This window comes from Desulfobotulus alkaliphilus (assembly GCF_007830435.1).
GTDB lineage: Bacteria > Desulfobacterota > Desulfobacteria > Desulfobacterales > ASO4-4 > Desulfobotulus > Desulfobotulus alkaliphilus.
In genome coordinates this window covers 1-20,083 of record NZ_VLLC01000043.1, presented here as the reverse complement: position 1 = coordinate 20,083, position 20,083 = coordinate 1, and the positions used below count along the sequence as shown (strand labels likewise).

Genomic DNA, 20,083 nt, shown 5'->3' with positions numbered 1-20,083 from the left:
TGTAAAATCTGTCATGGACACCAGGCCCGTTTACCATAAACGTGATGAAACCATACGAGGTCATGTCTTTTGTAGTTTTCTTGCTCTTTTACTCCGCAAAGAACTCGCCATGAGACTTGAAGCAGCTGGTCATGACTTTGAATGGGCAACCATCCGCAATGATCTTGAATCTCTGCAAAGAGTCATTGTGGAAGATAATGGTCGAAGACTTGCACTTCGTACAAGAAGTCATGGCGTATGTGGAAAAATATTCAAGGCTGTTGGCGTAGCCATGCCACAGGCAATTTGCGAAATATAAAAAAGAGCGTTTTGGGAAAACAGGATGGCAGGTGGTGCCAAAGGTTTGTTATTGCTTTTTATCGTACTGAATTCATTGGATTATTGAAATCGAACTGTAGAAGATGAGTCAAAGTGCTTCTGTTTTTAAACTCAATTTTATATGGGGTGATCATGTCTTGTCTTTCGGAATTTAAAGTTGTGGCTATTATGGATAAAAGTGAAGATTACATCACTGAAAATCTGTCAGAACAAAAACCTTCTTTTCTGAAAAATTTTTTCAATAAAATAAAAAGAAAAATTTACGATTTATTTCTTGGTGGTATTTTATGACCCGAAAAATTCCCTATGCCGTGACAATCTTTGGATTAAGCCAACGCTTGAAAATAAACCCATTTCAGAAATAGTCCCCCTGCATCTGGAAAAAATCAAAAGCGCCATGAGAGCAGAAGGAAAAGCACCCAGGACAATTCAATACGCATTGGCCGTTACCCGCCAAGTGTTTCATCATGCCAAAAGGCATAACATCTTTAAATGGGGTCAATCCCGTGGGAAAGGTAAGGATACCTTCCGAGGACAACAGGCGGACAAGGTTTCTTTCCCATGAAGAAGCAGCCCTGCTTCTGGCAGAAATAAAACGCAGGAGTAATGAGAAGCTCAAGAAAGGCAAGGCATACAGGGACAAGATACGCCTGCAATAAGAAGGTGCCCATTTAAGAATATGCGTTATGTGAAGCAGTGTCTGCTCTTATGATGTTCAGATACATTTTTTATACGGTGAAGGCAATGGGAGGGACCGATGGGGTACAATTAAAAAAGTATGTTTTGGTATAACGAAGAAAATACGACTCTATCTGCAATGCCAAAAACAATCCCTCATTTTCCCTCAGCGTCAGTTTTAAAACTGGGATAAAACTGGGATAATTTTAAAAAAATAAAAAAAGGCTTACAGCCTTATGCTGTAAACCCTTGATCTCCTTGGCGCGCCCGGAGGGATTCGAACCCCCGGCCTGCGGATTCGAAGTCCGACGCTCTATCCAGCTGAGCTACGGGCGCTGAATTTTTTTATGGGGTGAGTAGAGGGGCTCGAACCCTCGACCCCAAGGACCACAACCTTGTGCTCTGCCAACTGAGCTATACCCACCACAAAAACGAGATTGCTTCTACCAGCCCACCCGCTAAAATGCAAGTTTTTTTTATCCGGACAAAGAAAAAAAAGTGCATTTAAAAAGGAAAACTTGACCCGAAAGACCTTATGCACTAATTGTTACAGGATTTTATGGCAGCCTTGGCAGATAGTCGCCTAAAAAACGCCCTGATCCAGAGGATATTTGCCGGACAGCGGAAACACTTCCCCAATGGAGCTTAAGAGGTATCTTGAAAGAAATCATTCTGGGAACAGCCGGTCATATTGACCATGGAAAAACCAGCCTTGTCCGGGCACTCACAGGCACGGATACGGATCGCCTGAAGGAAGAAAAAAAACGGGGGATCACCATTGAGCTGGGTTTTGCAGCCCTCAATCTCCCCGATGGCAGGCGACTGGGCGTGGTGGATGTACCCGGCCATGAAAAATTTGTCAAAAACATGGTCGCCGGTGCTTCCGGAATTGATATCGTTGCCATGATCATCGCTGCAGACGAGGGGGTGATGCCCCAGACTCGGGAACACCTTGAAATCTGCTCCCTGCTGGGAATCCGCCATGGCCTTGTGGTTCTGACAAAATCGGACATGGTAGATGAAGAGTGGCTGGAGATGGTCACAGATGACGTGCGGGATTTTCTTTCCGACAGCTTTCTTGCGGATGCCCCCCTCATCCCCGTATCTTCCCACACGGGCAAAGGGCTGGACACCCTCATTCAGGCCATATCCGACATGGCATCCCTCATCCCGGATATCCGGAACACCACCGTATTCCGGCTCCCCGTGGACAGGGTGTTTACCATGAAGGGTTTTGGTACCGTCATCACAGGCACTCTCGTATCCGGCTCCGTCAGCGTAGGAGATACGGTGATGGTCTATCCAGAACTGACCCAGTCCCGGGTAAGGGGCCTGCAGGTGCACAACGACAGTGTCCAGACCGCCGTATGCGGCCAGAGAACCGCCGTAAATTTTCAGGGACTGGATCTTTCCGAAGTCCAGCGGGGAGATGTCATTGCACCACCCGATGCCCTGAAAAACACCTTCATGGTGGATACGGATTTTCATTATCTGGGAAGCAATGAAAAACCCTTAAAAAACAGAACAAAGGTCCGTTTCCATACGGGAACCAGTGAAATCACGGCCCTGACCGTTCTTCTGGACAGGGATACCCTTGAGCCCGGCGAGAAAGCACCCGTCCAGTTCCGTTTTGACAGACCCATGGTCTGCGTCCGGGATGACCGCTATGTTGTACGCTCCTACTCCCCCATACGCACCATTGGCGGCGGGGCCATACTCAACCCCGTACCCCGGAAGCACAAACGCTTTCAGGACAATATCATAGAAGGACTCAGCCACCTGAGTGAGGCGGGCAGCGAAGAGGCAGCAGCCTTTCATCTGATGCAGGCAGGCTTTGCAGGCGCTTCCATGTCTGACCTGCGGCTTGTGACCAATCTTTCGGAAAAGCAGCTCACGGCGGTTCTTCAGAAACTGCTTTCCAGCCGCAGCATTCTGGTGACGGACAAGGATGCCAAAACCTATATCCACGCAGATGCCTTCCAGCGCCTATGCAGCTTTGCCACAAATTATCTTGAAAAATATCACGCCAGCTATCCTCTGCGGGAAGGCCTTTCCAAGGAAGAACTGAAAAGCAAGTTCCCAGCCTATATTCAGCCCCGCCTCCTCAACCAGGTACTCAACCAGCTTGTAAAGGACGAAAAGCTGAGCCAGGAAGGGGATCTTGTACGACTCAGCACCCATAAAGTGGCCCTGCAGGTGGATCAGGAAGCCCTGCGCCTGAAAATCCTTGAAAACTATGAAAATACAGGCATTACCCCCCCCTACTTCCGTGAAATCGTCCGGACTCTGGATAAGGCCCAGGCAGAAGCAGCCCCCGATGTGATGAAAATTCTGATCCGGGAAAATCTCATGGTCCGGGTGAAGGAAGATTTTTATTTTCACCGCCAGGCCCTGGACAGCCTGCAGGAAAAGGTGGTGGCATTTCTGCTGGAAAACGAAGAAATGAACCCATCCCAGTTCAAGGATATCTGCGGAGGCATTGCAAGAAAATATGTCATACCCCTGATGGAGTATTTTGACGGCATTCATCTCACCATCAGAATTGGCGACACCCGCAAACTCAGAAAACAGCAGCCACGGGAAACATAGCTTACCGGGTCTGGCAGGCAGCACCCCCGTAATATTTCAATCACCTGAAAGCCCAAAAGGATTCTCCATGCACCAGGACAGAGAAACAAAAGAACCAGAAGGTGAAAATCAGTCTTTAGAAAAAACGATCTCCAGACAGCAGGGCCTGGCCATTTTTTTCACCCTCTTCGGACTATGGCTTATCATATCCCTTTTTTCACTCATGGGTTCGAATCAGACGGATTTTGAAAAAGAAATGAGCCTTGCGGAAACCCCTTCCATGCTGGATACAGAGGGCGGTCGCATCATCCGGCCCGGCAACGAAGGCCATGTAACCGCATCTCCCGTCAGGGAAAGCGAACCTTCCCCCGCGGCCTCCCCCGATGAAGGAGATGCGGACAACAGGGCTGAACTTCAGCCCCCCTCAATTGACATAAATGGAGAAGGGCTGGGCAGTGTTGTGGGATGGGCCTTTGTGGAAGCCGCCATGCAGCCCATGCGTTATGAGCTGTATGATCGTTTCTGGGGATGGCGTCCCAATGACCTGATCCGTCCTACGGACAACGTCAACAACTTTCAGCTGGGAACCCTTGAGGTCACAAGAAGAACGGCGGTAAGGCTGGCAGAAGACATTTCCCGCACCGGAAGCGCAGCCTCCATTGATCCGCATCTGGAACAGGCCATGAACGGATTTATGATCCGGCCCACCAAATTCTGGTTTCCTTCCGCAGAATCCCAATACAAGGCATCCCTGAGGGCAATGGCAAAGTATCAGGAAAATCTGGTCAAAGGCGACGCCAGGTTCTATAACCGCTCCGACAACCTGATTCCCCTTCTCATTGCCTACAAGAATCTGCTTGGAAGCTGTAACGAAAACCTTATCAAAACCCATGAAAGCGACGGTCGTCCTGTCAGCTTTTTTAAGGCCGATGACTACTTATACTATTCCAAAGGCGTTGCCAGCGCCATGGCCACCATCCTTGAGGCGGTGGAACATGATTTTTATCCCATGCTCCAGAAACGCGACGGCCTTGACTCCCTGCGAAAGGCCATTTACTACTGCAGAAAAGCGGACGAGATCGACCCCATTATTGTACTTAACAGCAGTCTCAACAGTCTTCTTGCCAACCACAGGGCCAACCTGGCCGCCCACATCTCCCTTGCCAGATTCCATATCGGTGTGCTGATCACAACCATTTCCACCTGAGTCTTTCCATCTGAAGGGGCCTTAAAATCCCTTCAGATGGTACACAAAATCCTGAAAGAGCCTCAATCCGTTTCATGACAGCAGAATGCCGATGTGATGGCATCGAGAAAGATCATACCCGCCACCGTGAGACGGCAGAACCCTCCACCGTGTTCAATGAAGCCCTTCCTTTCAAAGGTATCCAGCACAGACCTGTAATCCTTAAAAAAATCCCCACCGAATGTACCCTCAAAGGCCGCCACATCCAGCCCCTTGCGGGTTCTGAAACCCAGATAAAAACTTTCCATACGCATGGCCTCGCTATCCAGCACCTCTTCCATGTCTAAAGGTACCTTGCCCTCACGGAGAAGATCCGCATAGAGCCTCAGATCCGGCACATTGCTACGCCGCACAGGAGGCAGCCAGGAGTGGGCCGCAGGCCCAAAACCCATATAGGGCTTTTTTTCCCAGTATCCCCGGTTATGCCGGGACTGATACATTGGTGCTGCGGCAAAATTGGAAACCTCATACCAGGGAAAGCCCTGATCATCCATGAAATTCAGGGTAAAGCGAAGGAGATCTGCCACCTGTCCCTCATCGGGAGCCCGCATCCGGCCTGCGGCCAGATCCCTGCCCATGGGCGTTTCCGCTTCGATGGAAAGCATATAAAGGGAAAGGTGCTCCGGCTCAAAGGAAAGGCCCTTTTCAAGCTCCCTTTCCCATTCTCCGATGCCCTGCCCCGGAAGCCCGTAGATGAGATCCAGTCCCATATTGGAAAACCCGGCTTTTCTGGCCATTTCCCAGGCCTTTTTCGCCTCAGCCGCACTGTGCCCCCGCCCTAAAAATGCCAGCACCCTGTCATCCAGACTCTGGAAACCAAAATTCAGGCGATTTACCCCCATTGCCCGCAGATGCTTAAGCTGTCCAGAGGATATGGTTCCGGGATTGGCCTCCAGGGTAATTTCTGCATCGGACCCCATACCATAATGGAGGTCCACGGCCCCAAGAAGCCTTTCCACATCCCGGCTCCCAAGGAGAGAAGGCGTTCCCCCGCCAAAGTAGACCGTATCCACAGCAAGGAACTCTGGCGCAGGGGTCAGGGCCATCTCCCCCAGAACCCCGTCCAGCCAGCGGGAAATCATGGTTTCATCCAGCGTGGAATAAAAATCACAATACCTGCATCTGGACCTGCAAAAGGGAACGTGGATATAAATACCAAAGGTTTCAGGCATCAGATGAAGCGCCGCATGAGATCATCAAGCACCTCTTCCAGATTGTCCGGCCGGATATTGTAACGCTGACAGGCCTCCGCCACCCGCTGCCTTCTGCCCTCATCTTTGAAATCCTTCATTCCCCGGTAAAGCCCCATGCGACGCCCCACCTGATACATCATGCGCCCATGCTCGGGAAGATCCAGAAAAGACTGAATTTCCGCTATCATCTGGGATTTATCTTCGGGCAGTCTGCCCGCAACGGTTTCAAAGAGGTTGAGCACATGGTCACTGGTCAGGGTACTCTGGATACCCTCCAGAGCCATGATAAAGCCCAGAAGCTCCCTTGCCACTTCTTCTCCGCTGCATTTATCAAAGTGACCCGCCTGCCAGTCACCATACAGCTCCGTATGCTGGGGAAGGGCAAGGGTTCTCAGCCGGATAAAGTCCGGATTGATGCGGTTCAGGGCATCGGCTGTGTCCATGGCATGGGCTTCGGAAAGATCCCTGCCCCCGAGTCCGGGCATCACATATTCCGAAAGGGAGATCCCCGCAGCCTTCACCTTCTGGCCCGCAAGGATATGCACATCCCTTGTCACCCCCTTCTGTATCCTCTCCAGCACTGCGTCACAGCCCGATTCCATGCCCACATGGATGCGGTTCAGCCCCGCATCTGCCATGGCCTGCAGCCTGTCATCGGGAATTCCTTTGATGGTTTGGGATCTGGCATAGGAAGTGATACGGCTGATCCATGGAAAACGCTCCATTATATGGCGCAGTACCGTAATCAGGTTATCGGGCTTCATAATAAGACTGTTGGCATCCTGCAGGAAAACCGAATCCATCCCATGGGCCATCCAGTGCAAGGTTGCATGGAGGGCATCGAGATCCGGCCCGGCAAGATCCTTTCCCGCATGCATGACCATATCCCTTGTAACCGGCCCGCCTGCGGCATGGGCCTGAAGCTTTGAGAGATGGCCATGCACCGTGTCAATGTCTGCCAGAACATGCTCCATGGGCCTCAGGCTGAAACGGGTCCCCTTGTACACGGGGCAGAAACGGCAGCGGTTCCAGGGACAGTTCCGGGTTACCCGTATCAGAAGGCTTCCGGCCTCGCTGGGCGGACGGATGGGGCCCTGCTCAAAACCGGCGTAAACCTCTGTTTCTTTTTTCTTTTCTGACATATAAACACCTCTTTTTTTTATCTGATTACGGCTGTCTTGTAACTATTCAGCACAATTTTCCTTTGGTAAATCGAAGGCCTATAATCAGGTGCATAGACAACCGGACCATTTGTTCGTGACGCAATCTTATTCGGGAGCTTCTTGCCCTGTGCGGAAGCGGCAAAACCTCCCCGCCACAGGCAGGATGGGCTTTTTTATTACCATGGCAGGCTTTGGTACGCTGCCTTTGTGGCGGCTCAGACAGTTTGCCGCTTCTTTCGCACAGGCCTGCAAAGCTCTGATCCGAAACGATTGCAATGTCACTCACAAACAGCCCGATTGTCTTTTTTCGAAACCAATGCCTTGAAATCAATGCACAATCTTACAGGGAAAAAATATATTAGGTAGTTCCACCATATTTTACACTTGCCCCCTGTGCGTAAACGAATCACATCCGCCTCAGGACGGATATTCAACATAGGGATATTCAGGAAAATGGCAAGCCGCTTTGACAGCTCTTCCCAATGAAGGTATACAAAATGGTCTTTTAATGCAGGGAGATCCTTTTCATGAAACATTCTGTCTTTGTATGGTCATTTCTTATCCTGAGCCTTGTACTTGGGGCAGGCCTTGTTCTGCGGGACAGCCTGAGGCATTACGCTTTAACCCCCACAGGAAGCAACACCGATGAAATCCTCTTCACAGTAAAGCAGGGAGAAGGCTTCCGCACTGTGGCAGAACGTATGGAAAAAGATGGCCTCATCACAGACGCCTTTTATTTCAGGGTCCTTGCCCGCATACAAAAAAAAGATACCCGCATCCACACCGGCGAATATCCCATGTCCCCTGCCCTTTCCCCGCAGACACTGCTGGACATGATGGTATCGGGCAGGGTGAAACGCTACCGGGTAACCCTGCCCGAGGGCCTGAGAATAACAGAAATCGCCCGGAGGGTTGCGGAAACAGGCCTTGTGGATGAAAAGGAATTTCTCATGGCCGCCACAGATAAGGGCCTTGCGCAAAAGCTTGGCATTCCGGCAGACAGCCTTGAAGGGTATCTCTATCCGGACACCTATTTTTTTACGGCGGGGGACAATGAGGAAACCATGATCCGAACCATGGTACAGCACTTTAACAGGGTTTTTACGCAGGAAAAAAAGGACCGGGCCAAGGCCCTTGGCATGTCCATGCATGAAGTGATCACCCTGGCCTCCATCATTGAAAAAGAAACGGGGACCCCGGAAGAAAGACCTCGCGTCTCTTCGGTATTCCACAATCGTCTCAGAAAAGGCATGCGCCTCCAGACCGACCCCACGGTGATCTACGGCATACCTGATTTTGACGGCCGAATTACCCGGACCCACCTGCGCACGCCCACGCCCTACAACACCTATCATATTCACGGACTGCCCCCCGGCCCCATTGCCTCACCGGGAAGGGCTTCCATCGAAGCGGCCCTCTGGCCCGAAGAAAGTCCCTACATTTATTTTGTTTCCAGAAACGATGGCACCCATCATTTCTCCACCAACCTTGCAGAACATAACCGCGCCGTGCAGAAATACCAGCGCAGCCACAGACGATCCGGACAATAAGGTGATGGACCAGTCTCGCCCATATCAGACCATGTGCACAATGGCCGTGGAAATTCAGGCACGGTGGATTCCCGCAAAGGGCGATGTCTATCTCACCCCGCAACAGGGCAACCATCCCTGCTTCTGGAGTGGACCAGAAGGGGAAGATACCTTCCGAAAAGGCTTTGCCATACGAAGGGAAGGCAATATTATTTTTCTGGAAGCCCGGATCTGGCTGCCCCGCCTGAATCAGCTCATGGATCTTGCCCAGATTCCCGGAATCCGCTTTCAGGATATGACCTTCCGTTTCCATACCTGGGCTGGCAAACCGGGAGAAAGGGAGAAAGACCCTGTAATGCAGCAGTACAAAAGCCTGGAACAGTTGTGGCTGGCCTTTATCATGGCCAGCCATTTCAGCAGACAGTGGGATGGAACCCGCTGGGTTCTCATCCCTCCCGTAACCGCCTGACAATCCCTGAAGGAATCCATGTCTCTTTACTCCCCCGAAGAATGGTCTTCCCGCAAACTTGCGGGCCAACGCCTCATGATTGGCTTTGAAGGGCCGGTCTGTGATGAAAGAATCCGCAGTCTCATTGCCCGCATCCTTCCTGCGGGTGTGGTACTTTTTTCCACCAATGTCAGAAATCCGGAGCAGGTGATCCGCCTGAACCGGGATCTTCAGTCCGCTGCAAAAGAAGCCGGGCTGCCGCCCCTTATCATTGCCATGGATCAGGAAGGCGGAAGCGTTGCAAGGCTCAGGGAACCGAATTTCAAAGAATTTCCCCCCATCAGTGAACTGAAAAACACGGAAGAAGCCCGGGAACATGCCCGGTGCATGGCTGTGGAATTAAAGGCGCTGGGAATCACCATGAACCTTGCACCGGTTCTGGATGTGGCAGATAAAGATACAAGTATCATGAAAAAACGCGCATTTTCAGGGGATGCGCAGGCCGTCACAAATATGGGGCTTGCCATGATTGCAGCCTGCAGACAGGAAGGCATCCATGCTGTGGCCAAACACTTTCCGGGTATCGGTCGAACGGTGCTGGACTCCCACCATGTGCTGCCAGTGCTGGATGCAAAAAAAAGCCTTTTGGCCATAAGTGATTTTCTGCCCTTTGGGGCTGCCATCAAAGCTGGTGTGGACGGGGTTATGATCTCCCACATTCTCTATGAAAAACTGGACCCTGAGTGGCCGGCCAGCCTTTCCACCATCATATCGAGAGACCTTCTGAGAAAAGAGATGGGCTATGAAGGCGTGGTCATGACCGATGACCTTGACATGAAGGCCATCCGCCTGCCCATGGAAAAGGCGATGGAGCGCATGGTTCTTGCCGACATTGACCTTGGCCTCATCTGCCATGAAGGCCCTGCCATTGATGAAGCCTTCAATACCCTTGTGCACATGGCAGAAAAAGAAGAAAACAAAGCCCCTTTCATCCGGTCTGCGAAACGGGTTCTCCGGGTGAAATCCAGCCTGTCTTAAGTATCGGCAGGGGAGTTTTTCGCATTGAAAACATAGAAAAAAAGACACCCCTTGACCGAATCAAACCGGAAAGGGGTGTCCATATTTAAATCACTGAATAACAACCCACGCCCTGATGCGGCGTTTTGTCATAAAGTAACTTTTGAAGTTACTCAAAAGCTGTTTTTTTGTAGATGCGCCATCCTGCCGCATTCTTTAAAGCGGCTGGAAGCCGCTTCTACTTTTCCAGCGACCTATGCTGTGCTTTGGGATCTTTCCACTAAAGAACTATTTTTTCCCTGTACTTCCGAATCCCACCACAGCAAATGCCATAATCTCATGGCTTCCCTTGCTGACCTTACCATCAGGTGAACTCTTTCTTTCCGCATCAATACCGTAGGAATAATTAAGGAAGAAAGGCAGCACACCGGCTAATTTTGTAGAAATATTAAGTGAAACACTTTTATAGCTTGTTTCAGGATAATCACCCTGACCAACCACCTTGTTGTCTTTTGGCATATAGAGAATGTTGAATCCCGGTTGAATTCTCGTATCCCAGAAATCAAGGGGTATCCCAAACTGAATTCTACCAATAAGATAGCGATCATGCCTGAATTCACAATTATAATAACCGGGCATAATTGCATGGGAAGCTAAGTAGCTTCCGATCTTTTCCGCATTGTTGATGTCCACATCTTTATGATAGGCCCCCCTGATATCAAAAAGGAGATTATAGTCCCCTGCAAAGTTGTGATAAAATCCCAGATCCGCATACAATTTATGGGACTGGCTAATATCCTCTGGCAAGTAATCGTTCGTGTCATATCCTGACCGGTGCATATACTCATACTTTGCCGCAAGCCTTACACCATGTTTGATCCTGCCCATATTTCTTTCCTGCATGTTCTGAAATACAAACTCAGTACTCCCAACCTGGGCAAAGTGGTTTTCTGGCATTTCTATTTTTGCATCCTCTTTACGGTAGAAATAGTATGACGGACGATACCTGAACTTTATTTCCACCTTTTGGTCAGCCAGTCTGTAATCAAAAAACATAACAGGAGCTATATAGTTACCATTGATAGTTAAATCTTCATCAAAATATCCCTGATCAAAGCTTCTGAAACCGCCTTCTATTGTGTGGGCAAGGATGGGCTGTATGCCAAAGTGGTATCTGCCCCTGTCAACACCAAAAGTATTGGATAGTGTTGTTGTCGTTAACCTTGCTTCATTATACATATTGTCGCCGATGTAGTTCATATAACTGGCCATAACTATAGGAGTTACCTGTCCGTCACCATCATCTACCGGATAGTTCGCTCCCAGAGCACCCATAAAAGCAAACTCCCTTTTTTCAAGAGCAAAAGCTGTACCTGCCATTGAAAAAATCATAAGTGTCGATACTAATAACCTCAATTTTTTCTTCATATTAAAGCCTCCGCTATTTTTGTGCGGACGGTTTCTCCGTACCGCTTTCAGTAAAACCTCGACCCGTCATAAAACTTTTTTATAAAATCAAAACGTAACTGTTCTGCACAGTTTTCCAGTTACCATACCTGCAAGACAGATGCACAGGCCCCAGGCTATTTGCCCGTGACGCAATCCGGCACTCAAGTTGAAAAGCTCAAGCCCTTTACGGGAACAAAAAGTCCTATGGACCTTGAGTGCCGGATTCGGGAGCTTCTTGCCCTGTGCGGAAGCGGCAAAAACTCCCCGCCACAGGCAGGATAAGCTTTTTAATTACCATGGCAGGCTTAAGCACGCTGCCTTTGTGGCGGCTCAGACAGTTTGTCGCTTCTTATTAGCACTCCGGCACTCAAGCCTGAAAAGGCTATGCTATTTGCATAACAGGCTTTGGGTTTATGGCTTGAGTGCCGGAATCCGAAACGATTGCAATGTCACTTGCAAATAGCCAAGGGGCCTTGCAACAGTACAAAGCTGCTGCAATTACAGTATTGGCAGTTCAGAATAAACTGTGCTGAATAATTACATCAAAACAAAGGGCCACACAAAAACATCCTATGATTTTAAATCTTTATAATTAAAATGCATTTTGATACTGATATGTAAAAAATACTGCCTCACGGCACACTCTTCTCCAATGCATTGCTGGGCTGCAACCATGAATTACAATGGAAGGCGTTGCGCCGTACTTATTATTTCAGCAGCTAAGCTGCTGCTTTTAAAACCGGAGCCACTACAACTTCAGCATTTTTATGTACAGGCTTAGTTACAAAAAATGACATGAAAACGGCAAGAACACATAAGACAAAAGCAACATGAAATGCTTGAGTAAAATCATTCTCAAATATACCTGCCAAACGGGTTCCCACTATACCGGCGACCCCAAAGGCAAAGATAACAGCACCATAATTTTTTCCTAAATTTTCAGTACCATAATAATCTGTAGTAAGGGCTGGAAAAGTTGACAGAAATCCTCCAAAGCAAAAACCTACCAAAGAACCCAAAGCTAAAAAGCTTACATAGCCCATCTCAATATAACCCATCAAAAACATTGCCAATGCCATCAAGGAAAACATGACGGATAATGCACGAATTCTGCCAATTTTGTCTGAAAAACCACCCCAAAAAATTCTTCCTATTGCATTAAACAAAGCAATTGCCACAACAACATTGGCAGCAAAAACCGCATCCAGCTTAACCAAGTCTGTTCCTATATTAACAGCTACACTGATCACCAAAAGACCCGCTATGCAACCAAAATGAAACATAAGCCAGATTAAATAAAACTGTTTCGTTTTGACCATCTGTCCGGTTGTGAAATTCAAGTTTTCAGCCACTGCCGATCCAACAAATGGCCTCCAGTGCAAAGGCCTGTACCCAAGGGGGGGTGAAACCAGCAACTGAGCTGCGACCAGAAGAATGGCACAATAAATAACACCCAGATACAAAAAGGTATTATTAACTCCATAATTTTCTATGAGAAATAAAATTATAGGTTTTGAAATCATTGCACCAAGACCGAAGCCCATAACCGCTATTCCACTAATTAAACCACGTTTATCCGGAAACCATTTTATACAGGTTGCCAATGCAGGGCCATAAACCAACCCCGTACCCAAACCGGCAAAAACACCATAAAACAGATAGAGTTGCCATATTTTCGAAGCAGTGCTGGATAACATTAATCCGAGACCAAATAATATAGCACCTGCCGTAGCAACCTTTCTGAAACCTACCTTATCAAAGATTCCACCACCAATGATCCCTCCGAAACAGATAAAGACAACAGTGATACCAAAAGTTAAGGCCACACCTCCCAGATTCCAACCCGGATTAGCATCTAATAATGGAATATTATATAAACTCCACGCATAAACACCCCCTACACATAGCATCATAACGAATGCTACAAAAACCATGAGCCAACGACTGGTTGATTTTTTTTCCACCTAAGTCTCCTTTTTTATGTCTGTTTCAAAAAAGCCATAATCCGCATTATGCATAAATACAGACAAGGCCTGTATTCAATGCCTAATGCCACCCACCACCAAGAACCGACTTTACCCATGTAAACCATGTTCAACAGACAATGTAAAGCAATTACTGTTCCCTGACACCGTTACCAGACACAACCACCCCAATCTGCAGCAAAAAAACCAGCCAAGAATCCTGCAAAGAGCTTGAAACAAAGCAAGAAACATCAATCCATAAAAAAAACCTTGTTTTTATGCCGTGGGTGATGGAGCAGGGCATAAAAACAAGGCTTGATCCTGAAAAAAATCAATAAACAGACTAATAAAACAAATACATATACAGCAAGCCATCCGTATAAGATAAAGAAGTTTTCTGCCCAAGGCAAAAAGTTCGACATTGCAGAACACAACAGAGACAGAAAGACAACAATGCCCCAAAAACCAGCAACAAACACATATAAACAACAAATACAGCGCATTAAAACAATAACAATAAAACCCCGTTCAGTTACAAAAAATACACATTAAGGCTGCAAAAAATATCATTAAACCTAAAAAGAATAAAAAGTAAAACATTTTTAATGCAAACAAAAAAACAAGCACTGCCTAATGTGATAAACATTAGGCAGCGTACAAACCACAAAAAAAGTTACTGAACAAAGCCTGCTTCAGGACGGGTCCGTACTCCCGGGAGGCGAATCCTTTTTTTCACTGTCGCGCCAGAGGTGAAAAAATCCCGTCAAGCCGCTTTTCATCCGCTCCCATTCTTTTTTAACGGAAAAAGTCCCCGTATCCAGCCGTCTTCTGTTCATCTGCACATGCACGGCTTTCATGCAGTGCATCTGTATGGCAGACTGCAGCACCTCCAGATTGAAGGGCTGCCCGGATAGGGGCAGGGCAAGGGGGATCATTTCATCCACATGGAGAAGGGAAAGATTATACTCCAGAGCATCACGGATCAAGGCAGCCGTGGCAGAATCCCCCTTGAGGTCTGGAGGGGGCTGCCATTTTCCCGGAGCTGTCAGCCTGTCTACCTGATGCAGCACACCGAGCATAACGGGCAGTCTCCTCGTTCTGTTTTTTTCATCAGCCTGCCATGAACGGAGCCTGTTCATAAAATCCATATCCAGTTTCCGGGCAGGCTGGTTCGCCCGCAGAACCCAGAGGACAAGGTCGCAACTCACAATTTCTTCCAGAAGGGCTTTCTGCCCGGCCTCACCGCCATCCAGACCGGGAAGGTCCACCATATTGAGAACCTGCCCGTCTTCCATGCGGCACCGGTACACCTGCCCCCTGTCCGTTGCCGGAAGGGCATCCACTTCCGCATGCATGGCTCCCGTCAGGGCATTGACAAGGGTGGATTTACCGGCACTCACCTGCCCCAGCATACAGATACGCAGGGGCTCGGGCGGCAGGGCCAGACGTTTTTTATCTTTCTGTGCGGCCTTTGACTCTCCAAGCTCCTCCTGATCCAGCCGGAAATGCCCCCCATAAAGATCAATGCCCGTCCGCAGCACTTCCACAAGAAAGAGATAACGCAGCTTCTGCTGCACCTCTTCGCTCATTTCGCTGAAAACCTGACGGAAAAGATAACTGCGCAGCTCAGATATCCAGCCCTCCGGAGTCAAAAGCCGCAGGGCACGGTACACGTCATAAATACGCTTTCCCTTCCGGAATCTCTCTTTCTGGTCATGGATAAGAAAAAAAGAAGAAATTCTGATGTGGTCAATGCCGGGGACATGCTCCCTGAGCACTTTTCTGTAACGGCTGCTGATGGTCTCCCCCACCTTCAGAATCTCAGGCAGGGTAAAGGCCCACTCTCCGTGCTTTCCTGACCTGCCGTAATGGGCAGCCACCCGCCTGAGAACCTCCAGTCCCTGCTCATGGAACCTTATCCATTCCGGCCTTTCCTGGATCAGATCCCCTATTTCAGGCACAAGGCTGGCATAAATCTCCCTGTCCCGGGGCAGCCAGTGCGAAGGCAGATCCTCTTCGGGCAGAAGCTCCAGATCCACGGGGATGGCCTTTCCCTTTTGCCTTCCCCGCCTTGCGGCTATGAGCATGGCAAGGGTGATACACAGGCTAAAAAGCAGAAGAATAAGGGCAAAATCAAGAAAGTAAGCGCCAGCAAACACCGCATACAGGCCAAAGCCTGCCAAAACAAATACGGGCATAAAGGCAGAGGCCAGCATCAGCGGGAAAAAACGGTCCATGAGCCGGGCCATGGCCTGATAGCCCTTAATCTTTTTTATCATGCATCACCCTGGTCATCCGGGTAAAAACCCTGTCAAAACGTTCCTGCATCTCCTCGGGAGAAGGGGGATCTCCGCTGTTCTTCCCATAAAAATACATACAGGCCACACGGCCTAAAGCATAGGTGAAACCATAACTGGCACCCCCGGCTGAACCCCCGCCGATGATCTGACCATAAACGGGTATGAGCTTCACAAGCTGCCTGCGGCCAAAGGCAGCGGCATACTGCAGGGCAAAGCCTGCGCCCATGGCTCCGAAAAAATCCCTGAGAAGCGTGCGGTTCCACTCCAGCCCATACTGCCTTGCCAGACTGTGCAGCATCTTGGACTGGATGGCCGGAACGGAAAAAAGTCCAAGTCCCGGCACCACATCCGTTGCTGCGGCAGCCCCCGCATACCACATCACTTCCTTTTTGAGCTTAAGAAAATTTTCCTCTTCCACCCCGGCGTTCATTTCCTCTTCAAAAAGAGCGGCAATGACAGGCAGATGTTCCTGCAGCTTATGGATCAGGTCTGCAATGCCCGCTGGCCTCCCATCTTTTCCAATAAAATCTACGGCCACCTGATCCGCAAGGCCCCAGACCCCTTCCACCTGATTTTTGTTATGGCGTATGCAGCGCTGTCTCTCATCAATACTTTCAATAAGTTCAATGCCCGTATGCACAAGGAGCAGATCCCGGATTTTGCCGGAGGCGCGAATCTGATGAAGGGCCCGGAGAACCTCGCTCTGTTCAGGATCTTCCGCCCGCATGACAACAATCAGGGCATGGCTGGCTGCCCCGCATACCCTGATATCCTCCGAAGGCTCATAATCTGCCTCGGACAGTCCTCTGGTATCAAGAAAGGCCATGAGGGGCTTTTCCGGAGGAAACACATAGCGCAGAGCCGTAGGCGTACAGGGCCGGAAACCATTGCCAATCTCCACCCCGTCAAGGCCCGTTACCGTCTGAATCAGAGAAGATTTTCCTGCCCCTGTTTTACCCAGCAGCCAGAGGGTGGGTAAATGCTCCCTGCTGTATTGAAAGGCAGGTTTCAGTTCGCTGTTTTTTTCTGGGTTCAGCATTTCCACCATTGTCTTGATCATTTTATTCATGGAGCCTCCAGACAGCCAGCAGTCAGAAATGACACCGGATCAAAAAAAACGGATAAGATGCGGATGAAAAAAATACAGGCAGAAGGTGGCATATTTTGATCTCAGGGCGCAAGCCTGAATGTGACGGGTTCTCCGGATAAAAAAGGCCTGAGCATTCAATACCGTGAGCTGTTTAAGAAATAAGCAAAGAAATCAAGGTAAGTACCCAGGAAATCTGACTCCTGCATAAAAATAAAGGAAGAGAGCCTCCGGATTCAAGCTCTTCAGTGTAAAGAGAGGAAAGGAGAAAAATTTTTATTCACTGCTCTGAAAAACCAAAGGCACGGCTCTTTATAAATCGCTTTTTCATCTCTTCATATCCTCCTTTTTCCACGTAACTGTCAAAAATTCGGGTCAGATCTTTCACCAGATCCGGATCACTTTTCAAACCTGTAACAAGATAGAAATCCTTATGAAGATCCGGAAAAGTATAAACTACCCGAAGATCTTCCGGATCATAACCCAGCTCCTCAGCCAACTGAAAAGCAACAAATATATTACCCGCCCATATATCAATACGGCCTGCCATAAGCTTTCTTATGTTCTGCCTGTAGCCCGATGCCTTATCCAGCATAAGTCCCAGCTCTTCCTGAATTAAAGAAAGGTGCTGGTCAACCACGTCCTCTATCACCGTACCGATAGTATGCGCAGACATATCGCTATCGGCATCAATGCTGATATCCGCTCTTTTCCGGAGAGCAACCAGACCTTCATAGGAGGGTCCCACAGGACCTATCCACTGAAACAGCTCTTCCCTTTCAGGTGTTCTGGCCACACAGAACTGAAAAATATTCTCCCCGTCTCTGGCTGTGACATAGGCTCTGGCAAAGGGATAAAGCAAAACATTGAAATCATAATCATGTTCGCCAAAAACATTTTGAATAACATCCATACAGATACCAGATATACTGCCGTTTTTCTTATAACTGTAGGGTGGGTAATCATCCGTCACCATCTGAAGGGTTTTGGCTGCAGCAGTAAGAGGCAGTATGATAAGGCATATCAGAGACAAAAAATATCTGTGCATGAAAGGTATCCACATTATGTATGTTGACAAGATTATGCAGGCATTCATGCAGCTACACCAGCCTGGAGCTGCATGAAATGATTCTGCACACAAAAAAATGCGTTTTACCTGACACATTCCCTGGCTGCCGTATCACAAAAAACCCAGAAGATGCCGCAAAGCACACCACTTACTGAATGGACCTTATCATTGCATGATCCATCTTCATAGCGGGATGCACAGAGACATTCCGGGCTTTTGTGAGACGATAACTATTCTACGGACAAAGAATCGACAACCCTGACTCAAGCTTCAAAGCGACAGCATTATTTTAAGCCATACTTCTGAAGTATGGCATCATACTGACCGCCCTCTTTTATCTTTTCAAGGCCTCTGTTGAATGCCCCCACAAGCTCCTTGTGCCTCGGATGGGCCAGACTGCTGGCAACATGAATACCATTGCGTGCAAAAGGATTGTCCACAAATTCAATTTTATCCAAAAGTTCAGGAGCTTCCTTCTCAATAATCCCCCTTGCAACAATCTCATCCTCAAGGGTCAGATCAATGCGGCCCCCCACAAGCTTGCGTATATTCAAAATAAAGGTTGCCACTTCTTCCTGTTTAAAGTGCGTTGCGGCAGCAAACTCATCGCTGTAAGCGTAATCCCTTATTGTTCCAATGTTTTTACCGGTAAGACTGTCCATACCCGTATATTCAAAATCATCTCCCTTTCTTTTAATAAATTTTACAGTATTAAAGGCATAGGGCTGGCTGTAGTAAAAGCGTGTGGCACGATCATCGTTGTACCAGAGGGTAAAAAGAATATCATAATCCGCATCAAGAACTCCGCGCTTTGCCCTGGCCCATGGAAGATATTCAATATCGACGGTCTTGTTTTCTGCTGCATAGGCAGCCCTGAGAATCTGTACAGCAAGACCTTCTTCCGGATCACTGGGATCACAGAATGATGGCCATGGATCTGTTGCTGCCTTGATGCTGCCCGCATGGCTGTAACCAAGGGCAAGTGCAAAAAAAACAACCAGAAATAAAATGATTTTTTTCATACATATTCCTTTCTCATCCGTTGTTTTTACCAGACTCAAAGCCTCTCTCAACCACAAACCCCTTTGCTGATATGGAGCATGGAACTTTTTTCATGAAACAGGCTTTCAATACGACTCCCTGAAAAAGCAGACAACCCGTTAAAATATCAGAGATAAAAAACATCTCTTCCATTTCTCAAAATAAATATAGTTTGATTTTTAAATTATATTTACACGACAAAACACCGTTGTCAACCCTCAAATCCTGTTTCAGGACGGCTCCGTACTCCCAGCCGGAAAAATCTTTTTTTCACTGTCCCGCCAGAGGTGAAAAATATAGTTTTGAGAGTGCTCCAAGGCCCTTTTGCCCTCACCTTCCTTAATGACCTTAAAGTCCTTAAAGTCATTAACGACACCAATCACGACCAGCCTCTACGCCATAAAGGAGCAGGTAGGGAAGGAACAGAATCTGCACCTGCGAATAGATTGTGCTACCCCTGTTTTGTAGGGGCAGGCCCCTGTGCCTGCCCTGGGGTGAGGGTTCCATAAAAAATATTCTGATTACCACTGTCTTTCAACCATACAAACCTTCATCATTAAATTATATGACCTGATTTTACGCATGTTAGGGGCACCCGTAAAGGGTGCCCCTACACAAAACAGGGTCGTAAAAACCAAGCGTTAAGGGCAGGCCTTGCGCCTGCCCGTGTTAAACCTCAATTCCCGAAAAATGTAACTATTTACACAGACATCAAGCTATAAGTACCTATAAATAAAGGCATACCCAACTATTTAGTGCTTGATTTTTTGAAAAAACATAGTTATATTCTATCGAGTGTAACTATGGAGGAAAAAAATGGCAAGCATAACCCATCACCACAACAAGAAAACCGGAGCAATTTATGTGTACTCAGTTGAAAGTTATTGGGACAAAGAAAAAAAAGCACCAAGAAATAAACAGGTGTGTTTAGGACGGCTTGATCTTGAGACAGGGGAAGTCATTCCATCTAAAAGGCGCAAAAACAGGATTGAGGGTGGTGAAACTGATCCTGG

15 protein-coding genes, 2 tRNA genes and 2 pseudogenes are annotated in these 20,083 nt (G+C 48.2%); 9 read left to right on the top strand and 10 right to left on the bottom strand.

The window, feature by feature from the left end; genetic code table 11:
* The 3 genes and pseudogenes from LZ24_RS17695 to LZ24_RS15575 form a co-directional block, all read left to right on the top strand.
* Nucleotides 1–298 (top strand): annotated as a pseudogene (locus tag LZ24_RS17695) (IS1634 family transposase); the annotation flags it as partial.
* Between the two features lie 152 nt (nucleotides 299–450).
* On the top strand, nucleotides 451–609 hold the full coding sequence (locus LZ24_RS17370; RefSeq protein WP_186443203.1) for a hypothetical protein: 159 nt from the start codon (nucleotides 451–453) through the stop codon (nucleotides 607–609).
* Nucleotides 610–785: 176 nt separating this feature from the next.
* Nucleotides 786–977, top strand: coding sequence for a hypothetical protein (locus LZ24_RS15575; protein WP_144686647.1), 192 nt, complete (start codon nucleotides 786–788; stop codon nucleotides 975–977).
* Between the two features lie 278 nt (nucleotides 978–1,255).
* On the opposite strand, the gene LZ24_RS15570 is transcribed toward LZ24_RS15575, so the two are convergent.
* Nucleotides 1,256–1,332, bottom strand: a tRNA-Arg gene (locus tag LZ24_RS15570).
* Nucleotides 1,333–1,344: 12 nt separating this feature from the next.
* Nucleotides 1,345–1,420: transfer RNA gene (locus tag LZ24_RS15565), tRNA-His, on the bottom strand.
* A 233-nt stretch (nucleotides 1,421–1,653) separates the two neighbouring features.
* Between LZ24_RS15565 and selB the strand changes: the two genes are divergently transcribed.
* Complete coding sequence (gene selB / locus LZ24_RS15560; RefSeq protein WP_144686646.1) at nucleotides 1,654–3,585, top strand: selenocysteine-specific translation elongation factor; 1,932 nt, start codon at nucleotides 1,654–1,656, stop codon at nucleotides 3,583–3,585.
* A gap of 67 nt (nucleotides 3,586–3,652) precedes the next feature.
* A complete protein-coding gene (locus tag LZ24_RS15555; RefSeq protein ID WP_144686645.1) occupies nucleotides 3,653–4,771 on the top strand; it encodes a DUF2333 family protein in 1,119 nt (372 codons plus the stop codon).
* Between the two features lie 62 nt (nucleotides 4,772–4,833).
* On the opposite strand, the gene hemW is transcribed toward LZ24_RS15555, so the two are convergent.
* On the bottom strand, nucleotides 4,834–5,982 hold the full coding sequence (gene hemW, locus LZ24_RS15550) for a radical SAM family heme chaperone HemW (RefSeq protein ID WP_144686644.1): 1,149 nt from the start codon (nucleotides 5,980–5,982) through the stop codon (nucleotides 4,834–4,836).
* Nucleotides 5,982–7,145: a radical SAM protein gene (locus LZ24_RS15545; protein WP_144686643.1), complete on the bottom strand. Its 1,164-nt coding sequence runs from the start codon at nucleotides 7,143–7,145 to the stop codon at nucleotides 5,982–5,984. The genes hemW and LZ24_RS15545 overlap by 1 nt, the downstream gene beginning before the upstream one ends.
* A gap of 548 nt (nucleotides 7,146–7,693) precedes the next feature.
* On the opposite strand from LZ24_RS15545, the gene mltG reads away from it, so the two are divergent.
* The 3 genes from mltG to nagZ are packed head-to-tail and all read left to right on the top strand — an operon-like array spanning nucleotide 7,694 to nucleotide 10,181.
* Nucleotides 7,694–8,716, top strand: coding sequence for an endolytic transglycosylase MltG (mltG, locus tag LZ24_RS15540; protein WP_144686642.1), 1,023 nt, complete (start codon nucleotides 7,694–7,696; stop codon nucleotides 8,714–8,716).
* Between the two features lie 4 nt (nucleotides 8,717–8,720).
* Nucleotides 8,721–9,164, top strand: coding sequence for a hypothetical protein (locus tag LZ24_RS15535; protein ID WP_144686641.1), 444 nt, complete (start codon nucleotides 8,721–8,723; stop codon nucleotides 9,162–9,164).
* 18 nt (nucleotides 9,165–9,182) lie between these two features.
* Nucleotides 9,183–10,181: a beta-N-acetylhexosaminidase gene (nagZ, locus tag LZ24_RS15530; protein ID WP_144686640.1), complete on the top strand. Its 999-nt coding sequence runs from the start codon at nucleotides 9,183–9,185 to the stop codon at nucleotides 10,179–10,181.
* A gap of 267 nt (nucleotides 10,182–10,448) precedes the next feature.
* Here nagZ and LZ24_RS15525 read toward each other — a convergent pair whose 3' ends face one another.
* The 6 genes from LZ24_RS15525 to LZ24_RS15500 all read right to left on the bottom strand — a co-directional run bounded on the left by LZ24_RS15525 (nucleotide 10,449) and on the right by LZ24_RS15500 (nucleotide 19,051).
* Entirely contained in the window at nucleotides 10,449–11,588 is a 1,140-nt protein-coding gene (locus LZ24_RS15525) for a hypothetical protein (RefSeq protein ID WP_144686639.1), read from the bottom strand.
* Nucleotides 11,589–12,328: 740 nt separating this feature from the next.
* The gene (locus tag LZ24_RS15520; protein WP_144686638.1) at nucleotides 12,329–13,573 is read right to left on the bottom strand and encodes an L-lactate MFS transporter; all 1,245 of its coding nucleotides are present in this window, start codon (nucleotides 13,571–13,573) and stop codon (nucleotides 12,329–12,331) included.
* A 692-nt stretch (nucleotides 13,574–14,265) separates the two neighbouring features.
* Nucleotides 14,266–15,852, bottom strand: coding sequence for a GTPase family protein (locus LZ24_RS15515; protein ID WP_144686637.1), 1,587 nt, complete (start codon nucleotides 15,850–15,852; stop codon nucleotides 14,266–14,268).
* A complete protein-coding gene (locus LZ24_RS15510; protein ID WP_222427669.1) occupies nucleotides 15,836–16,942 on the bottom strand; it encodes a YcjF family protein in 1,107 nt (368 codons plus the stop codon). Before LZ24_RS15510 ends, LZ24_RS15515 begins: the two co-directional genes overlap by 17 nt.
* Nucleotides 16,943–17,240: 298 nt before the next feature.
* Nucleotides 17,241–17,936, bottom strand: coding sequence for a substrate-binding periplasmic protein (locus LZ24_RS15505; RefSeq protein ID WP_246118618.1), 696 nt, complete (start codon nucleotides 17,934–17,936; stop codon nucleotides 17,241–17,243).
* Between the two features lie 377 nt (nucleotides 17,937–18,313).
* Nucleotides 18,314–19,051 (bottom strand): substrate-binding periplasmic protein, encoded by a 738-nt coding sequence (locus LZ24_RS15500; RefSeq protein WP_144686635.1) that lies wholly within the window; start codon nucleotides 19,049–19,051, stop codon nucleotides 18,314–18,316.
* A gap of 835 nt (nucleotides 19,052–19,886) precedes the next feature.
* Here LZ24_RS15500 and LZ24_RS15495 point away from each other — a divergent pair.
* Nucleotides 19,887–20,083, top strand: a pseudogene (locus LZ24_RS15495) (hypothetical protein); the annotation flags it as partial.

Coding starts and splice junctions, on each gene's coding strand:
- LZ24_RS17370 (WP_186443203.1), top strand. CDS start 451: ATGTCTTGTCTTTCGGAATTTAAAGTTGTGGCTATTATGGATAAAAGT.
- LZ24_RS15575 (WP_144686647.1), top strand. CDS start 786: ATGCCAAAAGGCATAACATCTTTAAATGGGGTCAATCCCGTGGGAAAG.
- LZ24_RS15555 (WP_144686645.1), top strand. CDS start 3,653: ATGCACCAGGACAGAGAAACAAAAGAACCAGAAGGTGAAAATCAGTCT.
- hemW (WP_144686644.1), bottom strand. CDS start 5,982: ATGCCTGAAACCTTTGGTATTTATATCCACGTTCCCTTTTGCAGGTCC.
- LZ24_RS15545 (WP_144686643.1), bottom strand. CDS start 7,145: ATGTCAGAAAAGAAAAAAGAAACAGAGGTTTACGCCGGTTTTGAGCAG.
- mltG (WP_144686642.1), top strand. CDS start 7,694: ATGAAACATTCTGTCTTTGTATGGTCATTTCTTATCCTGAGCCTTGTA.
- LZ24_RS15535 (WP_144686641.1), top strand. CDS start 8,721: ATGGACCAGTCTCGCCCATATCAGACCATGTGCACAATGGCCGTGGAA.
- nagZ (WP_144686640.1), top strand. CDS start 9,183: ATGTCTCTTTACTCCCCCGAAGAATGGTCTTCCCGCAAACTTGCGGGC.
- LZ24_RS15525 (WP_144686639.1), bottom strand. CDS start 11,588: ATGAAGAAAAAATTGAGGTTATTAGTATCGACACTTATGATTTTTTCA.
- LZ24_RS15515 (WP_144686637.1), bottom strand. CDS start 15,852: ATGATAAAAAAGATTAAGGGCTATCAGGCCATGGCCCGGCTCATGGAC.
- LZ24_RS15510 (WP_222427669.1), bottom strand. CDS start 16,942: ATGAATAAAATGATCAAGACAATGGTGGAAATGCTGAACCCAGAAAAA.
- LZ24_RS15505 (WP_246118618.1), bottom strand. CDS start 17,936: ATGGTGACGGATGATTACCCACCCTACAGTTATAAGAAAAACGGCAGT.
- LZ24_RS15500 (WP_144686635.1), bottom strand. CDS start 19,051: ATGAAAAAAATCATTTTATTTCTGGTTGTTTTTTTTGCACTTGCCCTT.